The organism is Methylobacterium gossipiicola (assembly GCF_900113485.1).
Taxonomy (GTDB): domain Bacteria; phylum Pseudomonadota; class Alphaproteobacteria; order Rhizobiales; family Beijerinckiaceae; genus Methylobacterium; species Methylobacterium gossipiicola.
On the sequence record NZ_FOPM01000001.1, the window covers coordinates 1 to 23305 of the forward strand.

Here is a 23305-nt window from a genome sequence, read left to right on the forward strand (position 1 = left end):
CAGCGTCGTCTGATCGCGCTCAGCGCCGACAACAAACCGTCCCATGCCCGCCTCCGGTCAACCCGGAGAAGAGTACCATCTTCGGGGGGTTGACACAGACAGGGTCGAATGAGGAAGCTGCCGGCATAGGCGAGGACCGCGCAGACGAAACTGACGCAGGTCAGAGAGTTCCACCCGCGCGCGAGCCACGACAGGATTTGGGCAGAGCCGGAGGATTGCGGGCCGACTGTGGTTTGCGGGGAGGGCTCAATCCCCGGAATGTTATCATGCATTCGTGATGGCCCCATGGCCCCCGGATCGTACGGATGTTCCACCCCGCTCCGAGCCGGAGTCCGATTCATCTGTCCTCGCTATCATCCGTAGGGGGACGATACGGATCGTGGTGGTCCTCGAGCTGAAGCATAGGGGACGACGTGGTGCGGAAGACCTCGATTGTCACCACGATGCGCGGTCCCCCACTCCTCACCGTACTACCGGCATCGCCGGCATGCCGATCAATGGTCGAACCGACTTCCGGCGGCCTGATCGACATATTCTAACGATCCATGGGGGGGCGGCCTCGTCGAGGGCCTGGCAGGGAGCTCGCGCGACCCGTGTCCGACGAGCATCCGATCCAGAGGCTGCCAGGTGCAGACCTTCCCCTCATACAGTCCGCCCTTGAAAGATACCGTTAGGTCGGTATCATGACGGCGATCGGGCGCCTCGGCGTCATCGGGCTACGAGCATGGCGTCCGCATCCCATCGCAAGAAGCAACCTGAGCGCGTCCGACGCACCCTGCTCGATTGCGCCGCCAAGCTCGCCCTGGAGCAGGGGCTCGCCGCGATGACGGTGCAGGGGGTCTGCCACGCCGCGGGCGTCACCAAGGGCGCGCTGTTCCACCATTTCGCGAGCAAGCAGGCCCTGGTCGAGGGCGTCGTCTCCGACCTGATCGGCCAACTCGACGCCGAGATCGACGCGGCGATGGCGAGGGACCCAGAGCCGTACGGACGCTACACGCGGGCCTACGTCGACGTCACCCTGCACGACCCGATGATGACGGAGGGCGGGCAGTGGGCCGCCCTGCACATCTCGATCCTCGCGGAGCCGGCCTTGCGCCGGATCGTTTCGGACTGGTTCGCGGAGCGACTGTCCCGCCATCACGGCACCGACGGCGGAGCCGAGCTCGAACTCGTCCGCCTCGCCGCCGATGGCGCCTGGCTCGCCTATCTCGTGCGCGACAGGCCGAGCGATCCCGTGCCCGCCCTCGACGCGCTCCGGGCGCGTCTCGTCGCCATGACACTGGCCGGACGACCGGGATCCGCTGGCGACGATCGGGCCTGAACCATGGCGTATCCCTCAATGCCCGAACGCGAGGCGGCGGATGCCGCGATCGGGCCCCCGGCCCCCGTCGCCGCGACGCTCGGGCGGCCCGTCAGGCACGATCCGCGCGTCGCCGTGGCCGCGCACCGGCAGTCGCCCCCGCTCGGTGATCGAGAGCGGCCCGCGCGAAACCTTCTGGCCCGCGACGGCGCCGACGCGCGTCGCGGGTGCAAGGCCGTCTGACGGCCCGGCATCAACGGACGATCCCCATGTCGACTTCCACTCTTCTCCGCCGGATGCCGAGCCTCCTCGCCGTCACGGGTCTCGCCATCCTGGGTCTGCAGGGCTGCAAGCCGTCGGCGGAGGGCCAATCCGCCGACGGACCCGGAACGGCGGCCTCTCCCCCCGAGGTCTCGACGGTCATGGCCGCGGCGGTCACGGTGCCGCGCACCCTCGACCTGCCGGGTCGCCTGAACCCGATTCGTGTCGCCGAGGTCCGAGCCCAGGTCTCCGGCATCATCCATGAGCGCACCTTCGAGGAAGGCAGCCTGGTGGCCAAGGGCGACGTCCTGTTCCGCATCGACCCCGCCATCTACCGGGCCGAGGTCGATGCCAAGGCCGCCGCCCTCGCGCGGGCCGAGGCAACCAAGGTCCAGGCGCAACGCCAGTCGGAGCGCACGGAGACCTTGCTGGAGCGCCAGGCGGCGAGCGCCGCCCAGCAGGACATCGCCGTGGCCGCCCTGCGCCAAGCGGAGGCCGACGTCGCCAGCGCCAGGGCGCAGCTCGCCCGCGCCCGGATCGACCTCGACTTCGCCACGGTGCGCGCGCCCATCGCCGGCCGCATCGGCCGGGCCCTGGTCACCGAAGGGGCGCTCGTCGGCCAGGGCGACGCGACCAAGCTCGCGCTGATCCAGCAGGTCGACCCGATCTTCGCCGACTTCAACGCCCCCACCGACAACCTCGGCCGGCTCGCCTCGGGCAAGGAGGAGACGGAGGTGCATCTGGTCCTGCCGGACGGCTCGCTCCATCCCGACGCCGGGCGGCTGCTGTTCACGGATGTAAGCGTCGATCCGGGCACCGGGCAGGTCTCCTTGCGTGCCAGTTTCCCGAATCCGAAGGTCGCCCTGCTGCCGGGCACCTATGTCCGCGTCCGCGTCGCGCAGGGCACGCTGCCGGGCGCGGTCATCGTCCCGGCCCAGGCCATCCAGCGCTCGAGCGCCGGCGTCGCCCAGGTCTACGTCCTCGCCGAGGACAGGACCGTCGCGTTGCGCCCCGTCCGGGCGGGGGCGCTGACGGAGGCGGGTTGGATCGTCGAGGACGGGCTGAAGGCGGGTGAGACCGTCGTGGTCGAGGGCTTCCAGAGGCTTCAGCCCGGCATGGCGGTCAACCCGTCGCCCTGGCCCGCGCCCCGGACGACCTCCGCCTCCGCGAAGCCCTGACCGACCACGGCACCGGACCGCCAGGATCGCCCGACCATGACCCGCTTCTTCATCGACCGCCCGATCTTCGCCTGGGCGATCTCCATCTTCATCATGCTGGTGGGCGCCATCTCCATCGCCTTCCTGCCGGTCTCGCAATACCCGGACGTCGCCCCCGTCACGATCCAGGTGACGGCGACCTATCCGGGTGCCCCGCCCGAGCGGCTTTACGACGGCGTCACCCGCATCATCGAGGAGGAGCTCAGCGGCATCCCGGGGTTGATGTATTTCGAATCGACCAGCGACACCTCCGGCATGGCCCAGATCATGGCCTCGTTCGCGCCGGGCTCGGACCCGTCGAAGGCGACGGTGGCGGTGCAGAACCGGATCAAGCGCATCGAGGCGCGTCTGCCTCGCGCCGTGACCCAGCAGGGCGTCACCGTCGAGGAGGCGAGCACGAGCTTCCTCCAGTTCGTCACCGTCTCGTCCAAGGACGGCTCCCTGAGCGAGACCGACCTCGGCGACCTCGCCGCCCGCCGACTGCTGGGCGAACTGCGGCGCGTGCCGGGGGTGGGCCGCGCCACCCTGTTCTCCTCCGAGAAGGCGCTGCGCATCTGGATCGATCCGGTCAAGCTCGTCGGCCTCGGCCTGACGCCGGGCGACGTCACGGCGGCGATCGGCGCGCAGAACGCCCAGGTGGCCTCCGGCATCGTCGGCGCGCAGCCGGCGACGTCAGACCAACGCATCGCCGCCAACGTGCTGGTGAAGGGGCAACTCACCACGGTGGCCGAGTTTGGCGAGATCGTCCTGCGGGCCAACCCCGACGGGTCGTTGGTGCGCCTGCGCGACGTCGCCGAGGTCGAGCTCGGCGGCCAGTCCTACACGACGCAGACCCGCCTCGACGGCCGCCCCGCCGCCGGCATCGGCATCCAGCTCGCCCCCGGTGCCAATGCCCTCGCGGCCGCCAGCGGCGTCAAGGCGAAGCTCGCCCAGCTCCAGCGGACGCTGCCGGCCAATGTCCGCATGACGGTGCCCTACGACACCACGCCCTTCGTCGAGGTGTCGATCAAGAAGGTGCTGATGACCCTCGCCGAGGCGATGGCGCTCGTCTTTGCGGTGATGTTCCTGTTCCTGCAGAACGTCCGCTACACCCTGATCCCAACCATCGTGGTGCCGGTGGCGCTGCTCGGCACCTGCGGCGCCCTGTTGCTCGCCGGCTTCTCGATCAACGTGCTCACCATGTTCGGCATGGTGCTGGCCATCGGCATCCTCGTCGACGACGCCATCGTGGTGGTCGAAAATGTCGAACGCATCATGGGCGAGGAAGGTCTTCCCCCGAGGGAGGCGACCGCCAAGGCCATGGGCCAGATCACCGGCGCCATCGTCGGCATCACCGCGGTGCTGGTCGCGGTGTTCGTGCCGCTCGCCTTCTTTCCGGGCTCGGTCGGGGTGATCTACCGCCAGTTCGCGGTCAGCATGGCGACCTCCATCGCCTTCTCGGCCTTCCTGGCCCTGTCGCTGACACCGGCCCTCTGCGCCACCCTGCTCAAGCCCGTCGAGGCCGGGCATGGCCACGCGAAAGGTGGATTCTTCGGCGGGTTCAACCGTCGCTTCCGCGCCGGCACGCTCGCCTATCGGTCCGGCGTCGCCGGGTTGCTGCGCCGGCCGTTGCGGGCGCTCCTCGTCTACGCCCTGCTCGTCGCCGCCCTCGGCTGGGGCTATGGGCGCATGCCGTCGAGCTTCCTGCCGATCGAGGACCAAGGCTACGTCATCGTCGACGTGCAGACCCCGCCGGAATCGGCCACCGGCCGCACGCTCGACGTCGCCAAGCGGATCGAGGCGCATTTCGCGAGCGAGCCCGGGATCGACAGCCAGACCCTGCTGCTCGGCTTCGGCTTCTCCGGCCAGGGCCAGAACGCGGCCATTAACTTCGTCGGGCTGAAACCCTGGGGTGAGCGCGGGCCGAACGACGGGGCCGACGCCATCACCGCCCGCGCCAACGCCGCGCTCGGCGGCTTAGCCGACGCCCTCGCCATGTCGCTGGCCCCACCGGCCATCGACTCGCTGGGCAATTCCAGCGGCTTCGCCTTCCGCCTCCAGGACAAGGGACAGCAGGGCCATGCGGCGCTGGCGGCGGCGCGCGACCAGTTGCTCAAGGCGGCGAGCCAGAGCCCGATCCTACAGGGCGTCTATGTCGAGGGGTTGCCGACGGCGCCGCAGATCGAGCTCGTCCTCGACCGGCAGAAGGCGAACGCTCTCGGCGTCACCTTCGCCGACATCAACGACGCCCTCTCGACCAGCCTCGGCTCGGCCTACGTCAACGACTTCCCGAATCAGGCGCGGATGCAGCGGGTCATCGTCCAGGCCGAGGCCTCCCGCCGGATGAAGGCGGAAGATCTGCTCGATCTCAACGTCCGCAACGCCAGCAACCAGATGGTGCCGCTCCAATCCTTCGCGCGGGTGCAATGGACGATGGGCCCGGCGCAGGTCGTCGGCTTCAACGGCTATCCGAGCATCAAGATCTCGGGGACCGCCGCGCCGGGTTACGCCAGCGGCGACGCCATGGCGGAGATGGAACGGCTGGCCGGGCAATTGCCGCCGGGCTTCGACTTCGCCTGGACCGGGCAATCGCTGCAGGAGAAGCTGTCGGGCTCCCAGGCCGTCTACCTCCTCGCCCTGGCGCTGTTCTGCGTCTTCCTGTGCCTCGCGGCGCTCTACGAGAGCTGGTCGATCCCCCTCGCCGTGATGCTCGTCGTGCCGACCGGCGTGGTCGGTGCGGTCTTCGCCATGCTGCTGCGGGACATGCCCAACGACGTCTACTTCAAGGTCGGGCTGATCACCGTGATCGGCCTGACGGCGAAGAACGCCATCCTGATCATCGAGGTGGCCAAGGATCGCGTCGGGCGGGGCCGGTCCCCGCACGCGGCGGCGCTGGAGGCCTGCGAGCTGCGCTTCCGACCCATCGTCATGACCTCGTTCGCCTTCATCCTGGGCGTGGTGCCGCTCGCCGTTGCGACGGGGGCCAGCATGAACAGCCAGCGGGCCATCGGCACCGGCGTGCTCGGCGGGATGATCACCGCGACGGTGCTCGCCGTTTTCGTCACGCCGCTCTTCTACGTGCTGATCGCGCGCGCCTTCCGGTCACCCCCCGGAACGGTCGATTTCGAGGAGCCGGCCCCATCCGTCGGGCAGGGCCTCCCCGCGCCGTGAGGAGGATCGCTCTCTTCGAGCCTCACGCCCGGCAAAGCCCTCGAAGCATGACTGCCCGGGCGCCGCCATCGCCGTGGGCCTGCCCTCCCGTCTTCCCCGAAGGACCGATTGTCGGGACCGGCCTCCCGGGGATCACGCGGCCCGAAAACAGCGGTGAATCAGGCCGGACAGGGCGGTGCGCAAGTTCGCGGTGCGGGCGATCGGATCGATCTCGGAGGTGAACAGGCGAAGGATGAGGCCGTGGCGCTGGACGCGGTCCGGCTCCAGGCCGACGGCATGGACGCCGTCCTCCGATGCGGTGAATCGGGCCGAGATCCAGCCCGCCGGTTCGATGTGGACCCGCAGGGGATCGCCGGGGGCGATGGCCGAGGGCGCGGCCGTGATGCGCAGACGTGCCGTCGCCATGCCCAGGCTCGCCAGCACGCCGTCGTAGGTCGCGCCTCCGATCCGGATGCGAACCGGCTCCTCGAGCGCGAACTCTTCGGAACCGCGCGGACGCTCGAAGCAGACGAGGAATGCCACGAAGGTGAACACCATCGCGACGCCCGCCCAGATCAGGTTGAAGTAGTCGAGGGGCGAGATTTCCGTCGCGCCGTAGGGCGAAACGAACGACCAGAGGATCGAGGCCGCCGAGAGGAGGCTGATGGCACCGAAGCCCGCGGCCATCCGCCAGCGCACCGTCGAGACCGAACGGTCGCCCCCCTTGTCGGTGACCTTGAATGGCCGTCCGAACGGCCGGATCGCCGCCGAAATCAGGGTGAAGGTGATGGCGAGGGCCGTCATGATGTGGGTCACCTCCATGAACAACGGCAGCGTGCGCCGTCCGGAGACCCAGCCGCTATAGACCCAGAGCGCCAGCAAGGCCGGCAGACCGTAGCGCAGGAACGACAGGTAGTCGGCGTAGAAGGCCGGCATGTCGAAGAACCAGTAGATCGACGGAGCCACCAGCATCAGCACGATGAACGGCTTGCACAGCCAGTTCAGGACGCCGTGCAGGTAATGCAGCCGTTCCATCAGCCCGTAATCCGGGCCTCGGAAGGGACCCTGCTTCAGCAGCGCCACCTGGATCGTGCCGAGGCACCAGCGCGTGCGCTGGGTGATGTATTCCGGCAGTCCCTCGGCCGAGAGGCCGGCGCTCAGGCGCTCGTTGAGCCAGTGCGTCCGGTAGCCATGGCGCATCAGCGAATAGGTGAGGTTGATGTCTTCGCAGATCGCGTCGTGCGGGAAGCCGCCCATGGCGTTCACCCGGTCGCGGCGCACGAGGAACGAGGTGCCGACGCAGAAGGCACAGCCCCACGCATCCTTGGCCGGCTGGAACACGTCGAAGAAGATGCGCTGGTCGTCGACCCAGGCGTCGGCGGCCATCAGGTTGTGCTGGATCGGGTCGGCGTTGAAGAAGAATTGCGGCGTCTGCACCACGGCGCAGCGCGGATCGTGGAACAGCCCGACGGCGCGCTTGAGGATGTTCGGCGCCACGGCGAAATCGGCGTCGAGCACGAGGATGATCGGCGCGTTCGTCCGCGCCGCCGTCAGCCGCAGGGCGTTGTTCAGGTTGCCCGCCTTGGCGCCCTTGTTGTCCGGCCGCGTGAGATAGTTCGCCCCGACCTCCGCGCAGAACGCCTTGAGCCAGTCGCGGCGGGTGTCGTCGCACACCCAGACGGTCGCGTTGGGATAATCGACGGCGAGCGCCGGGATGATCGACTTCTCCACCACGTCCAGCGGTTCGTTGTAGGTGCAGATGAAGATGTCGACCGCCGGCCACGCGCCGGAAGCCGCGAGCTTGGCCTGTTCGCGATCCGCCTCGGCCGAACGATTCTTGAACCGGAACAGGATGACGATCGACATCAGAGTGTAGACGATCGCCACCATCTCGAAGGCGAAGAAGAGGTACGGCCACAGCTTGTCGATGCCGGGCTCGATCCGCGGCAGGGTGTCGTGCCAGCGCCAGAGGGCGTAGCAGACGATGAACGTCGCCGTCACCGCGCCGAACAGGATACGGGCCGCCGCGCTCGTCCGGTTGAGCAGGCCGCCCATCACCAGCAGGCCGAGGAGGATGCCGAGATCCAAGGTGAGGACCGCGGCGACGTCGGTGGGGGCTTCGAACATCGTCTAATCCACGCTCCGGCCGGTGAAAGGATTCCAGCCCGTCGCCGCGAGGGCCGCCCAGGCGGTGGCGCCGAGATGGGGCCGTCTGAAGTAGAAGAAATCCGGCCCCTTGCTCCCCGGCCCGATGGCGATGCCGGTGGTGAGGCGCGGCACGTCCGTCGCGTAGAGATATCCGGACGGCGAGACCTGCCCGGCGAGGCCGTCGAGGAGCCGCGCGGCGTCCGGCCCCCGGCCGAGGGCGCGCAGCGTCAGGGCGGCCTGTGCCGTGCCCTCGCTCCAGGTCCCGTCCCGATCGCCGTCGAAATCGAAGCCGCCGGGCACGGCCATGTGGGCCTCGGCGTAGGCCATCGCCCGGCGCCAGGCTGGCGGTGCGTTCGCCACGCCGACGAGGGGCCAGAGTTGCGTGTCCAAAGCCACATGGTCCGTCGCCCGAGGGCCGCCGTCGGGCTTGGTGCCGAGGCGGAACAGCCCGGGATCGGACACGAACATGGCATCCAGGAAACCCCGCGCCGTGGCGGCCACGGCAGAATCCTCGGGGCGCCCATCGAGGCGATGCAGCCAAGCGGCGACGGCGTGAACGTCGAGATTGTGCTCCGTGGATTTCCAGGCGAGTGCCGTCTGCCCTGGGTCGAACCCATCGACCCCGCCGGAGAATCCATCGGGCGCGCGCCGGTCACGGGCATGCGCGCCGATCCAGTCCAGCATGCGCCGTGCGCCCGCGCGATATCCGGCCTCGGGGGCCATCCCGTCGAGGGTGAGGAGCGCGAGGGCCGCCCAGGCCACGTTCCCGGTGGCGCTCCCGTCCTGATAGGCGTCCTCGGCCCACCGGTTGTGCTCGGCGTCCCACCAACCGGGCAACAGGGCCGGGCCGTCGCCGACGGGGCCGGCGCGGTAGGCGTTGCGCACCCGCCCGTCCGAGAAGGTGCGGTCGTGCGCCAGGGCGTGCAGGAGCGCGTCGCCGATCCGCCGGGCGTGCGCGAGGTCCCCGCAGGCGACGAGGGCGATGGCGGCGAGGGCGTTGTCGTAGGTGAAGGCCGATTGGCGCAGGGGTGGCGGGAGTTCCGCCTCGTCCTCGCCCGGCCGGTAGCTCGCGACCAAGACCGCACCGGGACCCGCCGCATCGACGCCCGCGCGGAGCGCCGTGCAGTAAGGCGCGGGCCCTCGCGGACCGTCCGCCGCGGCGATTGCCTGCGTTACACCGGCCGTGCTGGCCATGATCGCCGGTCCCACGGCGGTAAGCGCCAGGGCGATCCGCCGGATCACCGCGAGGACTCTGCCCGAGGATCCAGATGCGGCGTGTCGGAGGCCGCGTCGGCATCGCCGACCGGTGCGATCCAGGCCGTGACCCGACGCACGTGATGGGACACGGAGTCCGCCATATCGCGGACGTTGGTGCGGACCATGGTCCAGCCGGCCTGCGCCTCCGGTCCGGTGAATCCGGACGCCACCGCCTTCCAGGCGACGGAGGCGGACGGAATCCAACCATTCTCGCGGGTGATGGTCACCCACTGGCCGACGGAGCACGGGCTGGTCCGGGCTTCGGGCCGGTTCCGCGTGACGGTGGTCTCACCCTCCGGGCGCTCGAGGCGGACGAGCACGTACATCTCGCGTCGCTCCGTCTGCGGGAACGGGACGGCGTAAAGCTGGTCGGTCTTGTCGCTCGTTTTGGGGAGGATCTCGCTGACGCGGCCCGGCTGCGCGGCCCCTGAACCCGCGGTGATCGTCACCGGGGTTCCGACGGCCAGATCCTGCGCCTGCCGGTACGAAAAGATCCCCACCGCGAAGGCTTGATCGCAATCGACCAGGGTGGCGACCGAATCGCCGGGATTGACGTGGCGCCCCTGGGCCGCGCCGAGGCTCAGGACCACGCCGCCATTGGCCGCGCTCAGCTGCGCGTCAGTCAGACTGTCCAGGCGCTTCTTCTCGGCGTCGAGGAGGGCGGCCTGCGTCTTGAGGCTGGAGGCGAGCTGGGTCTCCTCGATGGCGAGGCGCTGGGCATCGAAGGCGAGGTCGCGCCGCTTCTGCGTGAGCACCGCGAGGCTGTTGCTCTGGTTTCCGACGAAGACGTTCTTCCGCACGGCCGCGAGTTCGGCGACCTTCTGCGAGAGCTTCGCGGTCTCGGCCTCCTTGTCGTATCGGGCGGCCTCGAGCTTGAATTGCGTCGGCCGCAGAAGGTCGATGCTGGCGGTGTTGCGGTCGACCATCGATTGCTGCCGATCGACCACCGCCTTGGTCGATTGACCCTCGGCATTGGCAACGGCGACGCGGGCCTTGGCCTCCGTCACCTCGCCGTCGAGCTTCGCGACGGTCTGCTCCACCTGGCGCTTGATTTCGGCATCGAGCGCCGCGACGTAGGCTTCGTCCGATTCCCGTTTCTGGCGCGCCGCCAGCAGGGACCCGCGCAGTTCGGAAACCTTGCCGTCCAGGATGATCAGGGTGGTGCGGTCGATGCGGGCATTGTGAATCCGCGCCACCGTCTCGCCGGGCGCCAGCCGCTGCCCGACCCGAGGCAGGACATCACTCATCTCGCCGGCGATCGGCGCCGTGAGGAGGCTGATCGGTGCGTTGATCACCGCCCGATCCGATTGATCGGCCAGGAGCGGCGGAAGCGTCGCCGTCGTCATCAACAACGCCAGGACCGTCGCGACCGAATACGCCGACACACGCACCACGCGCGTATGGCCGGGCTTGTGCCCGCTGTGCGGCGCAGCAGGAGAGTTCCCCGGAGCGGGACCAGACGGGTTTACAGTCATGAGACGGTTCCTCGTGAAGAGAAAAGCAGAGCCTGCGGTCGCGATAGTCCCGAAACTTCGCGAGCGATGTCGTTCGGGACCACGCGCGTCGGCGGCGCGTTCCTCACGCCCAGCCAGCCTCTTTTCGCGATGCTGGCGATCGGTTTTGATTAAACGATAGTTAACACGCTTTGACGAATGTTTTGCCTAAATATTCTGAGTAGAAATCAAATATATGTGAGATGTAATGGCAGAATTTTGGTCGAATGTGACGCTCGTATGTCAAGTTATTTTATGGGCATCTTTTGGGCGGTGAGTCGTTTGATCCGCCAGGCCATGATTTTTTTCGCGCTCCACGCCTCCGAAGCGCCATGACGGCGATACGGATGCAATTCTAGTCGTGCCTCACAAAACTCCCGCTTCCGGATGCTTCTCGCCCGTAAGACGAGGATGCAGCGCAAGCTTTCAAGAGAGACACGCAATTGCGCTCGATATCATTGGCTCCATTCCGCAGACGCGCCCTCAACGGCGGTGCAGCAAAAAGCGTTCCGTCAAGAAAACGTTAACGCCTCCGCCGATCGTCCCCGTGGCCGACCATCGCGCGATCACGCGCTTCGGCGTTCGGTCATGTCGCGGAATGGGGAGGAGTGTCTCTCCGGCGGGTTGGATCGTCGGCCGAGGCGTAAAACGATCACCTGGAACGGCGCGAGGCCGGTACGGTCCCGAAGCGCCGAATGAACCGCGCCGGGTTTTCCGCCAGCGATGATGTTTCCCGACTCGCGGGTTCTCGCATGCTTTGCATGGAACCGGCCCGCCCCCATTACCTGACGGGATGAGGGAGCGATCGCCGTCGTATACGGAGTGGCCGGTCCCTGGCGCCCTCTGCTTCGCCGTCCGGTCCCCGCGCTGGGGCATCGAGCGGAACCCGGTCTCCGGTGTCGCGACAGGTGCCTGCCTTCGCAGACCGCGTGGAGCCGAAATCGAAGTAAGATGACCGGTCTGCGGTCTACGCCGCCGCCCGCCGCTCCGGATACAGCGACAGCAATCCGTCGGCACTCGCCGTCGCGACACCGCGCTCGGTGATGATGCCCGTCACCAGTCGGGCCGGGGTCACGTCGAAGGCGGGATTGGCCACGGGGGAACCGGGCGACACCACCTCGATGGTCGCGAAGGCGCCGTCGGGCAGACGGCCCGTGAGGTGCGAGACCTCGCGGCCGTCGCGCTCTTCGATGGGGATCTGCGCGACGCCGTCGTCGAGGGTCCAGTCGATGGTCGAGAAGGGGAGGGCGGCGTAGAACGGAACCCGGTTGTCCGAGGCCGCCAGGGCTTTGAGATAAGTGCCGATCTTGTTGCAGACGTCGCCCGAGGCCGTGGTGCGGTCGGAACCGACGATGCAGATGTCGATGCGGCCGTGCTGCATGAGGTGGCCGCCGGCATTGTCGGCGATGACCGTGTGCGGCACGCCGTGGGCGTTGAGTTCGAAGGCCGTCAGCGCCGCGCCCTGGTTGCGCGGTCGGGTCTCGTCCACGAAGACGTGGACCGGCACGCCGGCATCGTGCGCGACGTAGATCGGCGCTAAGGCCGTGCCCCAATCGACGGTGGCGAGCCAGCCGGCGTTGCAATGGGTCAGCACATTGACGGTGCGGCCGGTTCGGGCGTGAATCTCGCAGAGGATCTTCGCGCCATGCATCCCGATGGCGTGGCAGCTCTCCACATCCTCCTCGGCGATGTGCCCGGCCTCCGCGAACGCGAAGGCGGCTCGCTCCGAAATCGGCACCGTGCGGAGCTTCGCCGCCACCCGGTCGAGGGCCCAGCGCAGGTTGATCGCCGTGGGACGGGTTTCGGCCAGGAACGCGACCGCCCGCTCGATGCCCGCATCCGACGCGTCCTCGGCGAGGCCCAAAGCCAGGCCGTAGGCGGCCGCCACACCGATGAGGGGCGCACCCCGCACCACCATGGTGCGGATGGCGACGGCGGCGTCGTGCATCGAGCCGAGGCGCTTCAGCTCGAACGCGAAGGGCAGGCGGGTCTGGTCGATGACCTGGACCGAGACGCCATCGGCATCGGGAAAGATGGTGCGGTAGGGCTGGCCGTCGATCTTCATGAAGCGCGTCCGAGCGGGGAGGGGCGCCCGAGCCTTTACGTCAGAACAGGCGTCGGAGACCAGCCGGCACGAGGATGACGGTGGGATCGGTCTCGATCAGATCGCGCACCATGCCGGGGATCTTGACCCGTAACGGCTCCCCAGTCGGGGCTTCGGTCGCCAGGCCGGGAATATTAAAGTCCAGCACGAACAAGACCTTTTTCTTCGGCCCAGGCACAGGAGGCGACGGCAGGATTGGGTATCGGACGGTTTTCCTCGGCCGGCGCCCGGGATCACCGGGCGCCGTCGCTTTGCCGAGCGTTTAAAAACGCACCGCCCGCACCCGGCGCACCTGCGGGATCGTTTCGATCTGCTTCAGCACCGCGTCGGAGACCGGAGCGTCCACGGCGCAGAAGCAGATGGCGCTGCCGCCTTCCTCGTCACGGCCGAGGTTGAACGTCGCGACGTTGACGCCCGCATCGCCCAGGATGCTGCCGAGCCGGCCGATGAAGCCCGGCTTGTCGAGGTTGCGTACGTAGAGCATGTGGCGCGCGAAGGCCGCGTCGATGGCGATGGAGCGGATCTCGATCACCCGAGGCTTGCCGTCGTGGAACACCGTGCCGGCGGCGTCGCGGGGCATGTCCTCGGCGATCACGGTGATGCGGATCACCGATTCGAAATCCGTGGCGGCACCCTCGCGCTTGATCTCGTCCACCACGATACCGCGTTCCCGCGCGAGCGCCGGGGCCGACACCATGTTGATGTCCTGTAGGAACGGCCGCAGCACCCCGGTGATCGCCGCCGAGGTCAGCGCCCGGGTGTTCATGCCGGCCACCGCGCCCTCATAGGTGATGCGGATACCCTTGATCGGCGCCTCCGTCAGCTGACCGAGGAACGAGCCGAGCTTGTCCGCGAGGGCCACGAACGGCTTCAGGCGCGGGGCTTCGTCGGCCGAGATCGAGGGGAAGTTGATGGCGTTGGTGATGGCTCCGTGGAGCAGGTAGTCCGACATCTGCTCGGCGACCTGCAGGGCGACGTTCTCCTGCGCCTCGTTGGTGGAAGCCCCGAGATGCGGCGTGCAGATCACGTTCGGATGTCCGAACAGCGGGTTCTCGGTGGCGGGTTCCGTCACGAACACGTCCAGGGCCGCGCCGGCGACGTGGCCGGAATCGAGGGCCTTGCGCAGGGCGGCTTCGTCGACGAGCCCACCACGGGCGCAATTGATGATCCGCACCCCGCGCTTCGTCTTGGCCAGCGCCTCGGCCGACAGGATGTTGCGGGTCTTGTCCGTCATCGGCACATGGAGCGTGATGATGTCGGCCCGCGCGAGCAGCGCGTCGAGTTCCACCTTCTCGACGCCGAGTTCGACGGCCCGTTCCGGTGACAGGTAGGGATCGTAGGCCACCACCTTGAGCTTCAGGCCGATGGCCCGATCGGCCACGATGGCGCCGATATTGCCGCACCCGATGACGCCAAGCGTCTTGCCCGTCAGTTCGACACCCATGAAGCGGTTCTTCTCCCACTTGCCGGCCTGGGTCGAGGCATCGGCCTGGGGCAGCTGGCGGGCCAGGGCGAACATGAGCGCGATGGCGTGCTCGGCCGTGGTGATGGAATTGCCGAAGGGCGTGTTCATCACGATGATGCCGCGGGCTGTCGCCGCCGGTACGTCGACGTTGTCGACACCGATTCCGGCGCGGCCGATCACCTTCAGGCGGCTCGCTTCGGCGATGACCTTGCTGGTGACCTTGGAGGCCGAGCGAATGGCGAGGCCGTCGTAATGCCCGATGATGGCGGCGAAGGCGGCCTTGTCCTTGCCGAGGTCGGGGATGAAATCGACGTCGATGCCGCGATCCCGGAAGATCTGCACGGCGGCGTCGGAGAGGGAATCGGAAATCAACACCTTGGGAGCAGCCATGATGGCCTCCGGGTTCAAGCAAACGGGGGATTTCGGGGGACGCGCAGGACACCTCGCCCGCCCTCTCGCTGGACCACCGCCACACGATTCGCGGGCGGCGCGGGTCCCCTCTGCTGGAAGGAGAGGGACAGGGTGAGGTGTGTGATTTTTCCGGAGAAGTCGCACGCCTCTCCCCAGCCCTTTCCTTTCAGGAGGGGGAGCCGGTCGAGCTCGAGTCCGCCCCAAATCGACGGATTGGCGGCGCAATCGTGAGCGTGCGGAAGCCCGGCGCCTCTCCCTGAGTGTCTCTCACAAAACTCCCGCTGCACCGTCGCCTTCAGGGCGAGAACCGTCCAGGGACGGAGGTTTTGTGAGGCACTCGAACAGGGGAAAGGAGCGAGCCGTCCTCAAGCGGCTTGCGCGAGCTTCGCCTTCTCGGCGGCGAAGGCCCAATCGAGCCACGGCATCAGGGCTTCGAGGTCGGACGCCTCCACCGTACCGCCGCACCACAGGCGCAGGCCCGCCGGAGCGTCGCGATAGGCACCGATGTCGTAGGCGATCCCCTCGCGGTCCAGGGTGTCGGCGATACCCTTGGCCACGGCCGCGACGGCCTTGTCGCCCTTCGCCAGCACGTCCGGATCGGTGATCACCAGGCAGACGCCGGTGTTGGAGTACGTCGCCGGGTCGGCGGCGAGGTGGCCGATCCAGGGCGTGCGCGCCACCCAGTCGTGAACCACCTTGGCGTTGGCGTCGGCCCGCGCATAGAGGGCGTCGAGGCCTCCGATGCCCTTCGCCCAGGCGAGGGTGTCGAGGTAATCCTCCACCGCGAGCATCGAGGGCGTGTTGATGGTATCGCCCTTGAAGATGCCTTCGATGAGTTTGCCGTCCTTGGCCATGCGGAACACCTTCGGCACGGGCCAGGCCGGGGTGTGATCCTCGATCCGCGCCACGGCGCGGGGCGAGAGCACAATCATGCCGTGCGCGGCCTCGCCGCCCATGACCTTCTGCCAGGAGAAGGTCACGACATCGAGCTTGTCCCAGGGTAGCGGCATGGCGAAGGCGGCCGAGGTCGCGTCGCAGATGGTGACGCCTTCGCGGTCGGCGGCGATCCAGTCCGCGTTCGGAACCCGCACGCCGGCGGCGGTGCCGTTCCAGGTGAAGATCACGTCGTTGTGCTTCGTATCCACGGCCGAGAGATCGGGCAGGATACCGTATTCGCCGACATGGACCTTCGGGGAGATCTTGAGCTCCTTCAGGGCGTCCGTGACCCATTCGAGGCCGAACGCCTCCCAGGCCAGGACCTCGACGGTCCGCTCGCCCAGCATCGACCACATGGCCATCTCGACGGCGCCGGTATCGGAGGCGGGAACGATGCCGATGCGGTAATCGGCCGGCACCCGGAGAACCTCACGGGTGAGATCGATGGCTTGGCTGAGCTTGGCCTTGCCGAGGGCGGAGCGGTGCGAACGTCCGAGGGCCGCGCCTTCGAGGGCCTGGAGGCTCCAGCCGGGGCGCTTGGTGCAGGGGCCGGACGAGAAATTGGGCACGCGGGGGCGCGTGTCGGGTCGGCTCATGATCGTCATCCTTCCAGATGAAAGCTCCTCGTTGGGGAGGAGTGTCCCACCCACAGGGATGAACCTCGGCCGTGGCCGAGGCAAGTTTCTTTTTGTTAGCGCCGGATGAATTTTCGTGAACGCCGTTTGAGAGGGCGTTCGCGGGGTCACGTCGTCCTGTCGGGGGGCGAGGAGCGACCTTCGGATGGGGCGAGGAGGTCGGGTCGGCGTTCGCGGGTGAGGCGCAGGGATTCGGCCGCGCGCCACTTCGCGATGGCGCCGTGGTTGCCGCCGGTGAGCACCTCCGGGATGGTCCGGCCCTCCCATTCGCGCGGGCGGGTGTAGTGCGGATATTCGAGGCGGCCGCCCTCGAAACTCTCGTCCTGACCGGAGGCTTCCTTGCCCATGACGCCGGGCAGCAGCCGCACGCAGGCGTCGAGCAGCGTCAGGGCGGCGATCTCGCCCCCCGACAGCACGTAATCGCCGATGGAAACCTCTTCCAGGCCGCGCCCGGCGATGACCCGCTCGTCCACCCCCTCGAACCGGCCGCAGACGATGACGACGCCCGGCCCCCGGCTCAAGGCGCGCACCCGGGCTTGGCTCAAGGGGCGACCGCGCGGGCTCATGAGGAGGCGCGGTCGCGGATCGTCGGGCGCCGCTGCCGCGTCGATGGCAGCCGCCAGCACGTCGCAGCGCAGGACCATGCCGGCACCGCCGCCGGCCGGCGTGTCGTCGACGGCGCGATGGCGCCCAAGTCCGTGCTCGCGGATCGCCCGGGCTTCGAGGGACCACGTTCCCCGCGCCAGGGCGTCGCCCGACAGCGACAGGCCGAGGGGGCCGGGAAACATCTCGGGGTAGAGGGTGAGGAGGGTGGCGCGCCACGCCGGACTGATTTCGGTCATGGCGTTCCATGACGCGGGCCGGGTCCAGGGGTCAACGGAGCAACGATCGACGGAGGAGGGTGAACCCCGCCCGGAAGGGGGCGTTTACGGCGAGGCGGTATGGAGACGCACCATGATTCACTGCTTCGGCCTTGCCGCTGCCCTCTTCGCCATACCCCTTGCCTTGCCGGCCCTGGCCCTGGAGCCCTTGGGTCCACCGGGCGCACCGGCCTCCGCCTTTCCGGATCCCGACCGGCCCGTGGCGGAAATCATCGCGCCGCTCTGGGCGTCCGAGGCCGAGCGCGACGCCGCCGACGAGGTCGGTCAGGTGGCCCGCCTCATGGACATCAAGGCCGGTCAGACCGTGGCGGATATCGGAGCCGGCAGCGGCTACTACGCCGTGCGGCTGGCCGAGCGGGTCGGCCCCGAGGGCCGGGTCTTCGCCGAGGACATCACGCCGCTCTACCTCGCGGGGCTGGAGCGGCGCCTGCGCAAGGCGGGGCTCGCCCAGGTCACGCCCGTGCGCGGCGAGGCGCACGACCCCCGGCTGCCGGCGGGATCGCTCGATGCGGCGGTCCTCGTCCACATGTACCACGAGATCATCCAGCCGTTCGGCCTTCTCTACAACCTCGCGGCGGCGATGAAGCCCGGCGGCCGCGTCGGCATCGTCGATGCCGATACGATCCCGTCTCGCCACGGCACGCCGTTGCCGCTCCTGCGCTGCGAGCTCGGCGCCATGGGGTACCGCGAGATCTCGGTGACGGTCCTGCATGGCGGCTCCGGCTACCTCGCGGTGTTCGAGCCTCCCGCCGTCGCGGCTCGGCCGGCGCCGGCGACGATCCGATCCTGCCCCGATACGGTGACGCGGACCAATCCCAGGACACGGTGAGGCCTTCGGGCTTCGCCGAGCGACCTTCACCCTTCCGTAGGGGGACGGCCCTACACTGCCGCCTCCTTCAGTCCCCCCTCCGGAGATGCGGTGTGATCCTCGGCCTTTGGCTCGACCTTCCGGTCTGGCTGATCTTCACCAGCCTGGGTGGCATCTTCACAGGAGCCGTCGTCGTTCTGGTGCTCCTGACCAACCTGCCCTGGACGCGCTCCGCCATGCTGCGCCTCGGCACCGGCATCGTGCCGACCTACTTCACGGCGATCTCGGTGCTCCTCGCCCTCCTCACGGGCTTCGTCGCCAACGATGCCTGGGAGCGTCAGCGCCAAGCGGCGCGGGTGGTGCAGAACGAACGCTCGAATCTCCTGGCGACGCACGACCTCAGCCTCGCCACGGTGTCCGACATGGCGGAGATCCGTGCCGCCCTCGTGGACTACGCCGATGCCCTCGTCGCCGATGAATGGCCGAAGATGACCGATGGCCTGTCGTCGCCCCGCGCGGGGACAGCCCTCGGGCGACTCATGACGGTGGCGGCCGATCCGAAGCATGGGGTGTCGGGCCAAGCCGCCCATGCTCTGCTGCTCGACGCTGTGATGAACCTGCGCACCGCCCGTGGTGAGCGCCTCGCCCTCGCCGACGCTCAGGGCGATCAGTCGAAATGGCTGACCCTCATGATCCTCGCGGGGTTGACCCTCGTTGCCATCGGCCTCGTGCACCTCGAACGTCCCGTGGCCCAGGTGACGACACTGGTCCTGTTCTCCGCCGCCATGGTGACGACCCTTGGGGTGATCGCCTTGCATGAGCGCCCGTTCGACGGCCCCCTGGCCTTGAGCCCGGCCCCCATCGAACGCGCGAAGGCCGTCATGCTCGAGGGCCGCGATTAGGAAGCGGCAGGCGTCGGCCGCAGCGCCGAGCACATGAAGCCCGACATCACAGAAAGCGGCGCGGATCGAAGGGCGCCAGGGCAATTTCAGGCGCGACGCCGCTGACGAGCTGGGCGACGAGGCGCCCGGTGCGCGCCGAGCCGACGAGGCCGACATGGCCGTGCCCGAAGGCGTAGATCACGTCCGGCACGTTCCGCGACGGGCCGATGCAGGGGCGGCCGTCCGGCATGCTCGGACGATGGCCGAGCCAGACTTTCAGATTGTCCGCCGACACCGTTCCGGCCAGGGCCGGGAACATGGAAACGAGGTGATCGCGCAGGATCTCCGCGCGCTTCCAGTTGGGCACGGCCGAGAGGCCGGCGAACTCGACCTGACCGGCGGCGCGCAGGCCCCCGTTCATGGGGTTGACGATCATCTTGGCGTCGGAGGCCATGACGGGCGTGCGGGGGCCGGCCGCCGCGCCGGGGATCATCACGTGGTAGCCGCGCTCGCTCTCCAGGGGCAGCGGATCGCCGAGGGTGGCGGTGAGGGCCTTCGAGCGTACGCCGGCCGCCACCACGGCGGCATCGCAGGCGATGTCCCCTTCCTCCGTCGTGACCGCGAGGAGGCGTTCCCCGTCGCGACGGAAGCCCGTGGCGCGGGTCGTCCGATATGTGGCGCCCCGCGCTTGGGCGAGCGCCGCGAGGGCGGCGACGTAGCCGCCGGGATCGCGGCAATGCCCCGCTTCCTCGACCACAAGGCCGAAGGTGTAGCGCCGATGGAGGTCGGGTTCGCGTTGGCGCAGCTCGTCGGCCGAGAGTTCGAGCCATTCGACGCCCACGGCGCGGCGGATGCCCCAGGATCGCGCATCGCCCTCGAAGGCCGCCCGGTCGGGATAGACGTGCAGGACGCCGCGTCGCTCGATGAGATGGGGCACGCCGGCCTCGGTGGCCAGGCCCGCATGCAGCTTCGGCGCATCGACCAGCAGGGTCCGCATGGCCTGCGCCGTCCCTTCGATGAGGGTCGGATTCCGGGCTGCCAGGAGGAAGCGGATCAGCCAGGGCATGACCCTGTGCAGGTAACGCCAGCGAATCGAGAGCGGGCCGAGGGGATCGAGGAGGAAGCCCGGGACCTTCTTCCACATGCCCGGTTCGGCCGGCGGGATGACGGAGTGTGAGGACAGCCACCCGGCATTGCCGTAGCTCGTGGCGTGCTCGCCGCCCGGCTCACCCGGATCGACCACGGTGACGCGATGGCCCCAGCGCAGGCACTCGATGGCGCTCACCGTCCCAACGGCGCCGGAGCCGATGACGACCACGTGCCGAGCTGTTCCTGCGGACATCCGCTGCTTCCTGGCCGGGGGCGTTCGCGGCTCTTGGGAATTGAAGGCCGGCACGAAACCGACGCGCACCGAGCGTTCGAGGCCGACCCTACGCGGGCTCCTCGGGCGGGCGCGGTCCCGCGGGGGCGAACAGATCCTCGGGGGGATCGATCACGATCCGGCCGCCGGCGATATCGAGGTTCGGCACGAACGCCTTGGTGAAGGGCAGGAGGGCGGTGGCGCCGCCGAGAGCCGGCTTGATTTCGATGAGATCGCCGCCGCCGTAGTTCGGCACGTCCGCGACGGTGCCGAGATGCGTGCCAGTGGTGTCGATCACGTCGAGGCCGACGAGATCGGCCGTGAAGAATTCGTCTTCGTCCTGCGTGGTGCCGAGGCGCTCGCGCGGCAGATAGAGCGCCAGCCGATTGAGCGCTTCGGCGCCCGTCCGGTCGGCCACGCCCTTGACGCGGACCACGAGGAGATCGGGTGACGCGCCGCCGGCCTGGCGCACGTCCGTCAGTTCGATGCGGCGCCCATCCGCGCCGAGCAGCGGCCCGTAGGACGCGATGGCCTGGGGAATGCCGGTGTAGGATTTCAGGCGAATCTCGCCGTTGAGCCCATGGGCCCGGCCGAACTCGCCCATCTGGACGAGGCTCGGATCCGTGGCGGGCAGAGGCCCGTCGGCGTCGGGCTTCGGCCGGTGGGCCGAAGTCGAACTCGTTTCGCCGATGCGTCCGGGACGCGCGCGGCGTCCGCCGTCCCCGTGGGGCGTCGAAGGGGGACGGCGGGCCATCGCGATGCGCCTTAGGCCGCGGCGTCTTCGGCCGGGGCGGCGGCCTTCTCGGCGCGCTTGGCGGCGCGCTCCTTGGCCTTCTCGCCGGGCTCGGCCTTCTGCGGGTTGTTACGGGCCGGGCGCTTGGCGAGGCCGGCGGCGTCGAGGAAGCGCAGGACACGGTCGGTGGGCTGGGCGCCCTTGGCGAGCCAAGACTGGATCTTGTCGGCCTCGAGCACGATACGGGCCGGATCGTCCTTGGCCTTCATGGGATCGTACACGCCGACCTTCTCGATGAAGCGGCCGTCGCGGGGCGCGCGGGCGTCGGCGACGACGATGCGGTAGTACGGGCGCTTCTTGGCGCCGCCACGGGTGAGGCGGATCTTGAGGGACATGTTGACTACTCTCTGTCTTTGATCGCGTCGAGATTCGCTGCGATCGTCTGGTGATGCCGGATGACTTCCTTGACCACGAAGGCCAGGAAGGTTTCGGCGAAATCGGGATCGAGCTTGGCGTCGATCGCGAGGTTGCGCAGGCGGGTGATCTGCCGCGCTTCCCGCCCGGGATCGGAGGCGGGCAGGCCCTTGCGGGCCTTCAACTCGCCGACCCGCTGGGTGCAGCGGAAGCGCTCGGCGAGGAGATAGATGAGGGCGGCATCGAAGTTGTCGATGCTCTCGCGCAGGCGCAGGAGCTCAGGGTCGATGCCCTGCGCCGCCATGGTTTCTGGGCCGCCCGTCATTTCTTCTTACCGGGCATGAAGCCACCGAGGCCCGGCAGGCCCTTGCCTCCGAGGCCCGGAAGCCCCGGCATTTTGCCCGCGAGACCGGGCGGCATCGGCGGCAGCTTGCCGCCGAACTGCTTCTGCATGTCGGCGATCATCTCGGGCGTCGGCTCGGGCATGCCCGGGGGCAGGCCCGGCATCCCACCCGGCATTCCGCCGCCGCCCATTCCGAACATCGAGCCGAGCGCCTGGCCGATGCCGCGCTTGCCCGAGCCCATGGCCTTCATCATGTCGGCCATGGTCCGGTGCATCTTGAGGAGCTTGTTCAGCTCCTCGACCTTCGTGCCCGAGCCCGCCGCGATGCGCTTCTTGCGGGAATTCTTGAGGATGTCGGGGTTGCGCCGCTCCTGCGGCGTCATCGACGAGATGATGGCCCGCTGGCGGGCGAACATCTTCTCGTCGAGGTTGGCGCTCTCGACCTGCTTCTTGATCTGGCCCATGCCCGGCAGCATGCCCATGAGGCCGCCGATACCGCCCATCTTCTCCATCTGGGCGAGTTGCATCGCGAGGTCGTCGAGGTCGAACTTGCCCTTGCGCATCTTCTCCGCGGTGCGGAGCGCCTGCTCGTGGTCGATGGTCTCGGCGGCCTTCTCGACGAGCGAAACGATGTCGCCCATGCCGAGGATGCGGTTGGCGACGCGGGCCGGGTGGAATTCCTCCAGGGCATCGACCTTCTCGCCCGTGCCCACGAGCTTGATCGGCTTGCCCGTCACGGCGCGCATGGAGAGGGCGGCGCCGCCGCGCGAATCGCCGTCCATGCGGGTGAGCACGATGCCGGTGACGCCGAGGCGCTCGTCGAAGGCCCGCGCCGTGACCACGGCGTCCTGACCCGTGAGCGCGTCGGCCACCAGCAGCACTTCGTGCGGATTGGTGGCGGCCTTCACCTCCGCCGCCTCCTGCATCAGGCCCTCGTCGAGGGTGATGCGGCCGGCGGTGTCGAGCATCACCACGTCGAAGCCGCCAAGCCGCGCCGCATCCATGGCGCGCCGGGCGATCTGCACGGCCGACTGGCCCGCGACGATGGGCAGGCTCTCGACCTCGACCTGGGCGGCGAGGATCGCCAACTGCTCCATGGCGGCCGGGCGGCGGGTGTCGAGGGAGGCGAGCAGCACCCGGCGCTTGTCGCGCGAGGCGAGGCGGCGGGCGATCTTGGCCGTCGTCGTGGTCTTGCCCGAGCCTTGGAGGCCGACCATCAGGATGGCGACGGGGGCCGGCGCGTTGAGGTCGATGAGCCCGGCCTCGGAACCGAGCATGGCCGTCAGTTCGTCGTTGACGATCTTCACGACCATCTGGCCGGGAGTGACCGACTTGACGACGATGGCGCCCACCGCCTTCTCGCGCACCTTCTCGGTGAAGCCGCGCACCACTTCGAGGGCGACGTCGGCCTCCAGCAGGGCGCGCCGCACCTCACGCAGGGCGGCGGTGACGTCGGCTTCCGTGAGGGCGCCGCGGCGCGTCAGTCCGGAGAGAATGCCGGACAGGCGATCGGACAGGCCTTCGAACAT

18 protein-coding genes are annotated in these 23305 nt (G+C 68.8%); 5 read left to right on the forward strand and 13 right to left on the reverse strand.

Translation table 11 applies throughout. From position 1 onward, the window contains the following. The first annotated feature begins 724 nt into the window (after window positions 1-724). The 3 genes from BM249_RS00005 to BM249_RS00020 all read left to right on the forward strand — a co-directional run bounded on the left by BM249_RS00005 (window position 725) and on the right by BM249_RS00020 (window position 5928). On the forward strand, window positions 725-1321 hold the full coding sequence (locus BM249_RS00005; RefSeq protein WP_091967476.1) for a TetR/AcrR family transcriptional regulator: 597 nt from the start codon (window positions 725-727) through the stop codon (window positions 1319-1321). Between the two features lie 248 nt (window positions 1322-1569). Beyond that, window positions 1570-2739, forward strand: a complete 1170-nt coding sequence (locus BM249_RS00015; RefSeq protein WP_091967483.1) for an efflux RND transporter periplasmic adaptor subunit — start codon at window positions 1570-1572, stop codon at window positions 2737-2739. A gap of 36 nt (window positions 2740-2775) precedes the next feature. Beyond that, window positions 2776-5928, forward strand: coding sequence for a multidrug efflux RND transporter permease subunit (locus tag BM249_RS00020; RefSeq protein ID WP_244528503.1), 3153 nt, complete (start codon window positions 2776-2778; stop codon window positions 5926-5928). A 132-nt stretch (window positions 5929-6060) separates the two neighbouring features. Here BM249_RS00020 and BM249_RS00025 read toward each other — a convergent pair whose 3' ends face one another. The 8 genes from BM249_RS00025 to trmD all read right to left on the reverse strand — a co-directional run bounded on the left by BM249_RS00025 (window position 6061) and on the right by trmD (window position 17198). Then, complete coding sequence (locus BM249_RS00025) at window positions 6061-8034, reverse strand: glycosyltransferase family 2 protein (RefSeq protein WP_091967485.1); 1974 nt, start codon at window positions 8032-8034, stop codon at window positions 6061-6063. 3 nt (window positions 8035-8037) lie between these two features. Next, window positions 8038-9297: a hypothetical protein gene (locus BM249_RS00030; RefSeq protein ID WP_091967488.1), complete on the reverse strand. Its 1260-nt coding sequence runs from the start codon at window positions 9295-9297 to the stop codon at window positions 8038-8040. After that, window positions 9294-10658: an HlyD family secretion protein gene (locus BM249_RS00035; RefSeq protein WP_177232284.1), complete on the reverse strand. Its 1365-nt coding sequence runs from the start codon at window positions 10656-10658 to the stop codon at window positions 9294-9296. The genes BM249_RS00030 and BM249_RS00035 overlap by 4 nt, the downstream gene beginning before the upstream one ends. 1114 nt (window positions 10659-11772) lie before the next feature. Then, window positions 11773-12870 (reverse strand): S-methyl-5-thioribose-1-phosphate isomerase, encoded by a 1098-nt coding sequence (gene mtnA, locus BM249_RS00040; protein ID WP_091967495.1) that lies wholly within the window; start codon window positions 12868-12870, stop codon window positions 11773-11775. A gap of 40 nt (window positions 12871-12910) precedes the next feature. Continuing rightward, window positions 12911-13063, reverse strand: a complete 153-nt coding sequence (locus BM249_RS21085) for a DUF1902 domain-containing protein (RefSeq protein WP_244528504.1) — start codon at window positions 13061-13063, stop codon at window positions 12911-12913. Between the two features lie 108 nt (window positions 13064-13171). Continuing rightward, on the reverse strand, window positions 13172-14764 hold the full coding sequence (serA, locus tag BM249_RS00045) for a phosphoglycerate dehydrogenase (protein ID WP_091968264.1): 1593 nt from the start codon (window positions 14762-14764) through the stop codon (window positions 13172-13174). A gap of 386 nt (window positions 14765-15150) precedes the next feature. Further along, window positions 15151-16317: a phosphoserine transaminase gene (locus tag BM249_RS00050; protein ID WP_091968267.1), complete on the reverse strand. Its 1167-nt coding sequence runs from the start codon at window positions 16315-16317 to the stop codon at window positions 15151-15153. A 146-nt stretch (window positions 16318-16463) separates the two neighbouring features. Next, window positions 16464-17198 carry a tRNA (guanosine(37)-N1)-methyltransferase TrmD gene (gene trmD / locus BM249_RS00055; protein WP_091967498.1) on the reverse strand — a complete coding sequence of 245 codons (735 nt, stop codon included), beginning with the start codon at window positions 17196-17198 and terminating at the stop codon, window positions 16464-16466. 112 nt (window positions 17199-17310) lie between these two features. Here trmD and BM249_RS00060 point away from each other — a divergent pair, with 112 nt between their 5' ends. Next, window positions 17311-18066 carry a class I SAM-dependent methyltransferase gene (locus tag BM249_RS00060; RefSeq protein ID WP_091967501.1) on the forward strand — a complete coding sequence of 252 codons (756 nt, stop codon included), beginning with the start codon at window positions 17311-17313 and terminating at the stop codon, window positions 18064-18066. A gap of 92 nt (window positions 18067-18158) precedes the next feature. Continuing rightward, window positions 18159-18947 (forward strand): bestrophin-like domain, encoded by a 789-nt coding sequence (locus BM249_RS00065; RefSeq protein WP_091967504.1) that lies wholly within the window; start codon window positions 18159-18161, stop codon window positions 18945-18947. 46 nt (window positions 18948-18993) lie between these two features. On the opposite strand, the gene BM249_RS00070 is transcribed toward BM249_RS00065, so the two are convergent. From BM249_RS00070 to ffh, 5 genes are all read right to left on the reverse strand, one after another. Then, window positions 18994-20268 (reverse strand): NAD(P)/FAD-dependent oxidoreductase, encoded by a 1275-nt coding sequence (locus tag BM249_RS00070; protein ID WP_091968269.1) that lies wholly within the window; start codon window positions 20266-20268, stop codon window positions 18994-18996. Between the two features lie 88 nt (window positions 20269-20356). Beyond that, on the reverse strand, window positions 20357-21040 hold the full coding sequence (rimM, locus tag BM249_RS00075) for a ribosome maturation factor RimM (RefSeq protein WP_091967506.1): 684 nt from the start codon (window positions 21038-21040) through the stop codon (window positions 20357-20359). A gap of 11 nt (window positions 21041-21051) precedes the next feature. Continuing rightward, window positions 21052-21414 (reverse strand): 30S ribosomal protein S16, encoded by a 363-nt coding sequence (gene rpsP / locus BM249_RS00080; RefSeq protein ID WP_091967509.1) that lies wholly within the window; start codon window positions 21412-21414, stop codon window positions 21052-21054. 5 nt (window positions 21415-21419) lie between these two features. Then, a complete protein-coding gene (locus BM249_RS00085) occupies window positions 21420-21758 on the reverse strand; it encodes a chorismate mutase (protein ID WP_244528505.1) in 339 nt (112 codons plus the stop codon). Beyond that, window positions 21755-23305, reverse strand: coding sequence for a signal recognition particle protein (ffh, locus tag BM249_RS00090; RefSeq protein WP_091967515.1), 1551 nt, complete (start codon window positions 23303-23305; stop codon window positions 21755-21757). The genes BM249_RS00085 and ffh overlap by 4 nt, the downstream gene beginning before the upstream one ends.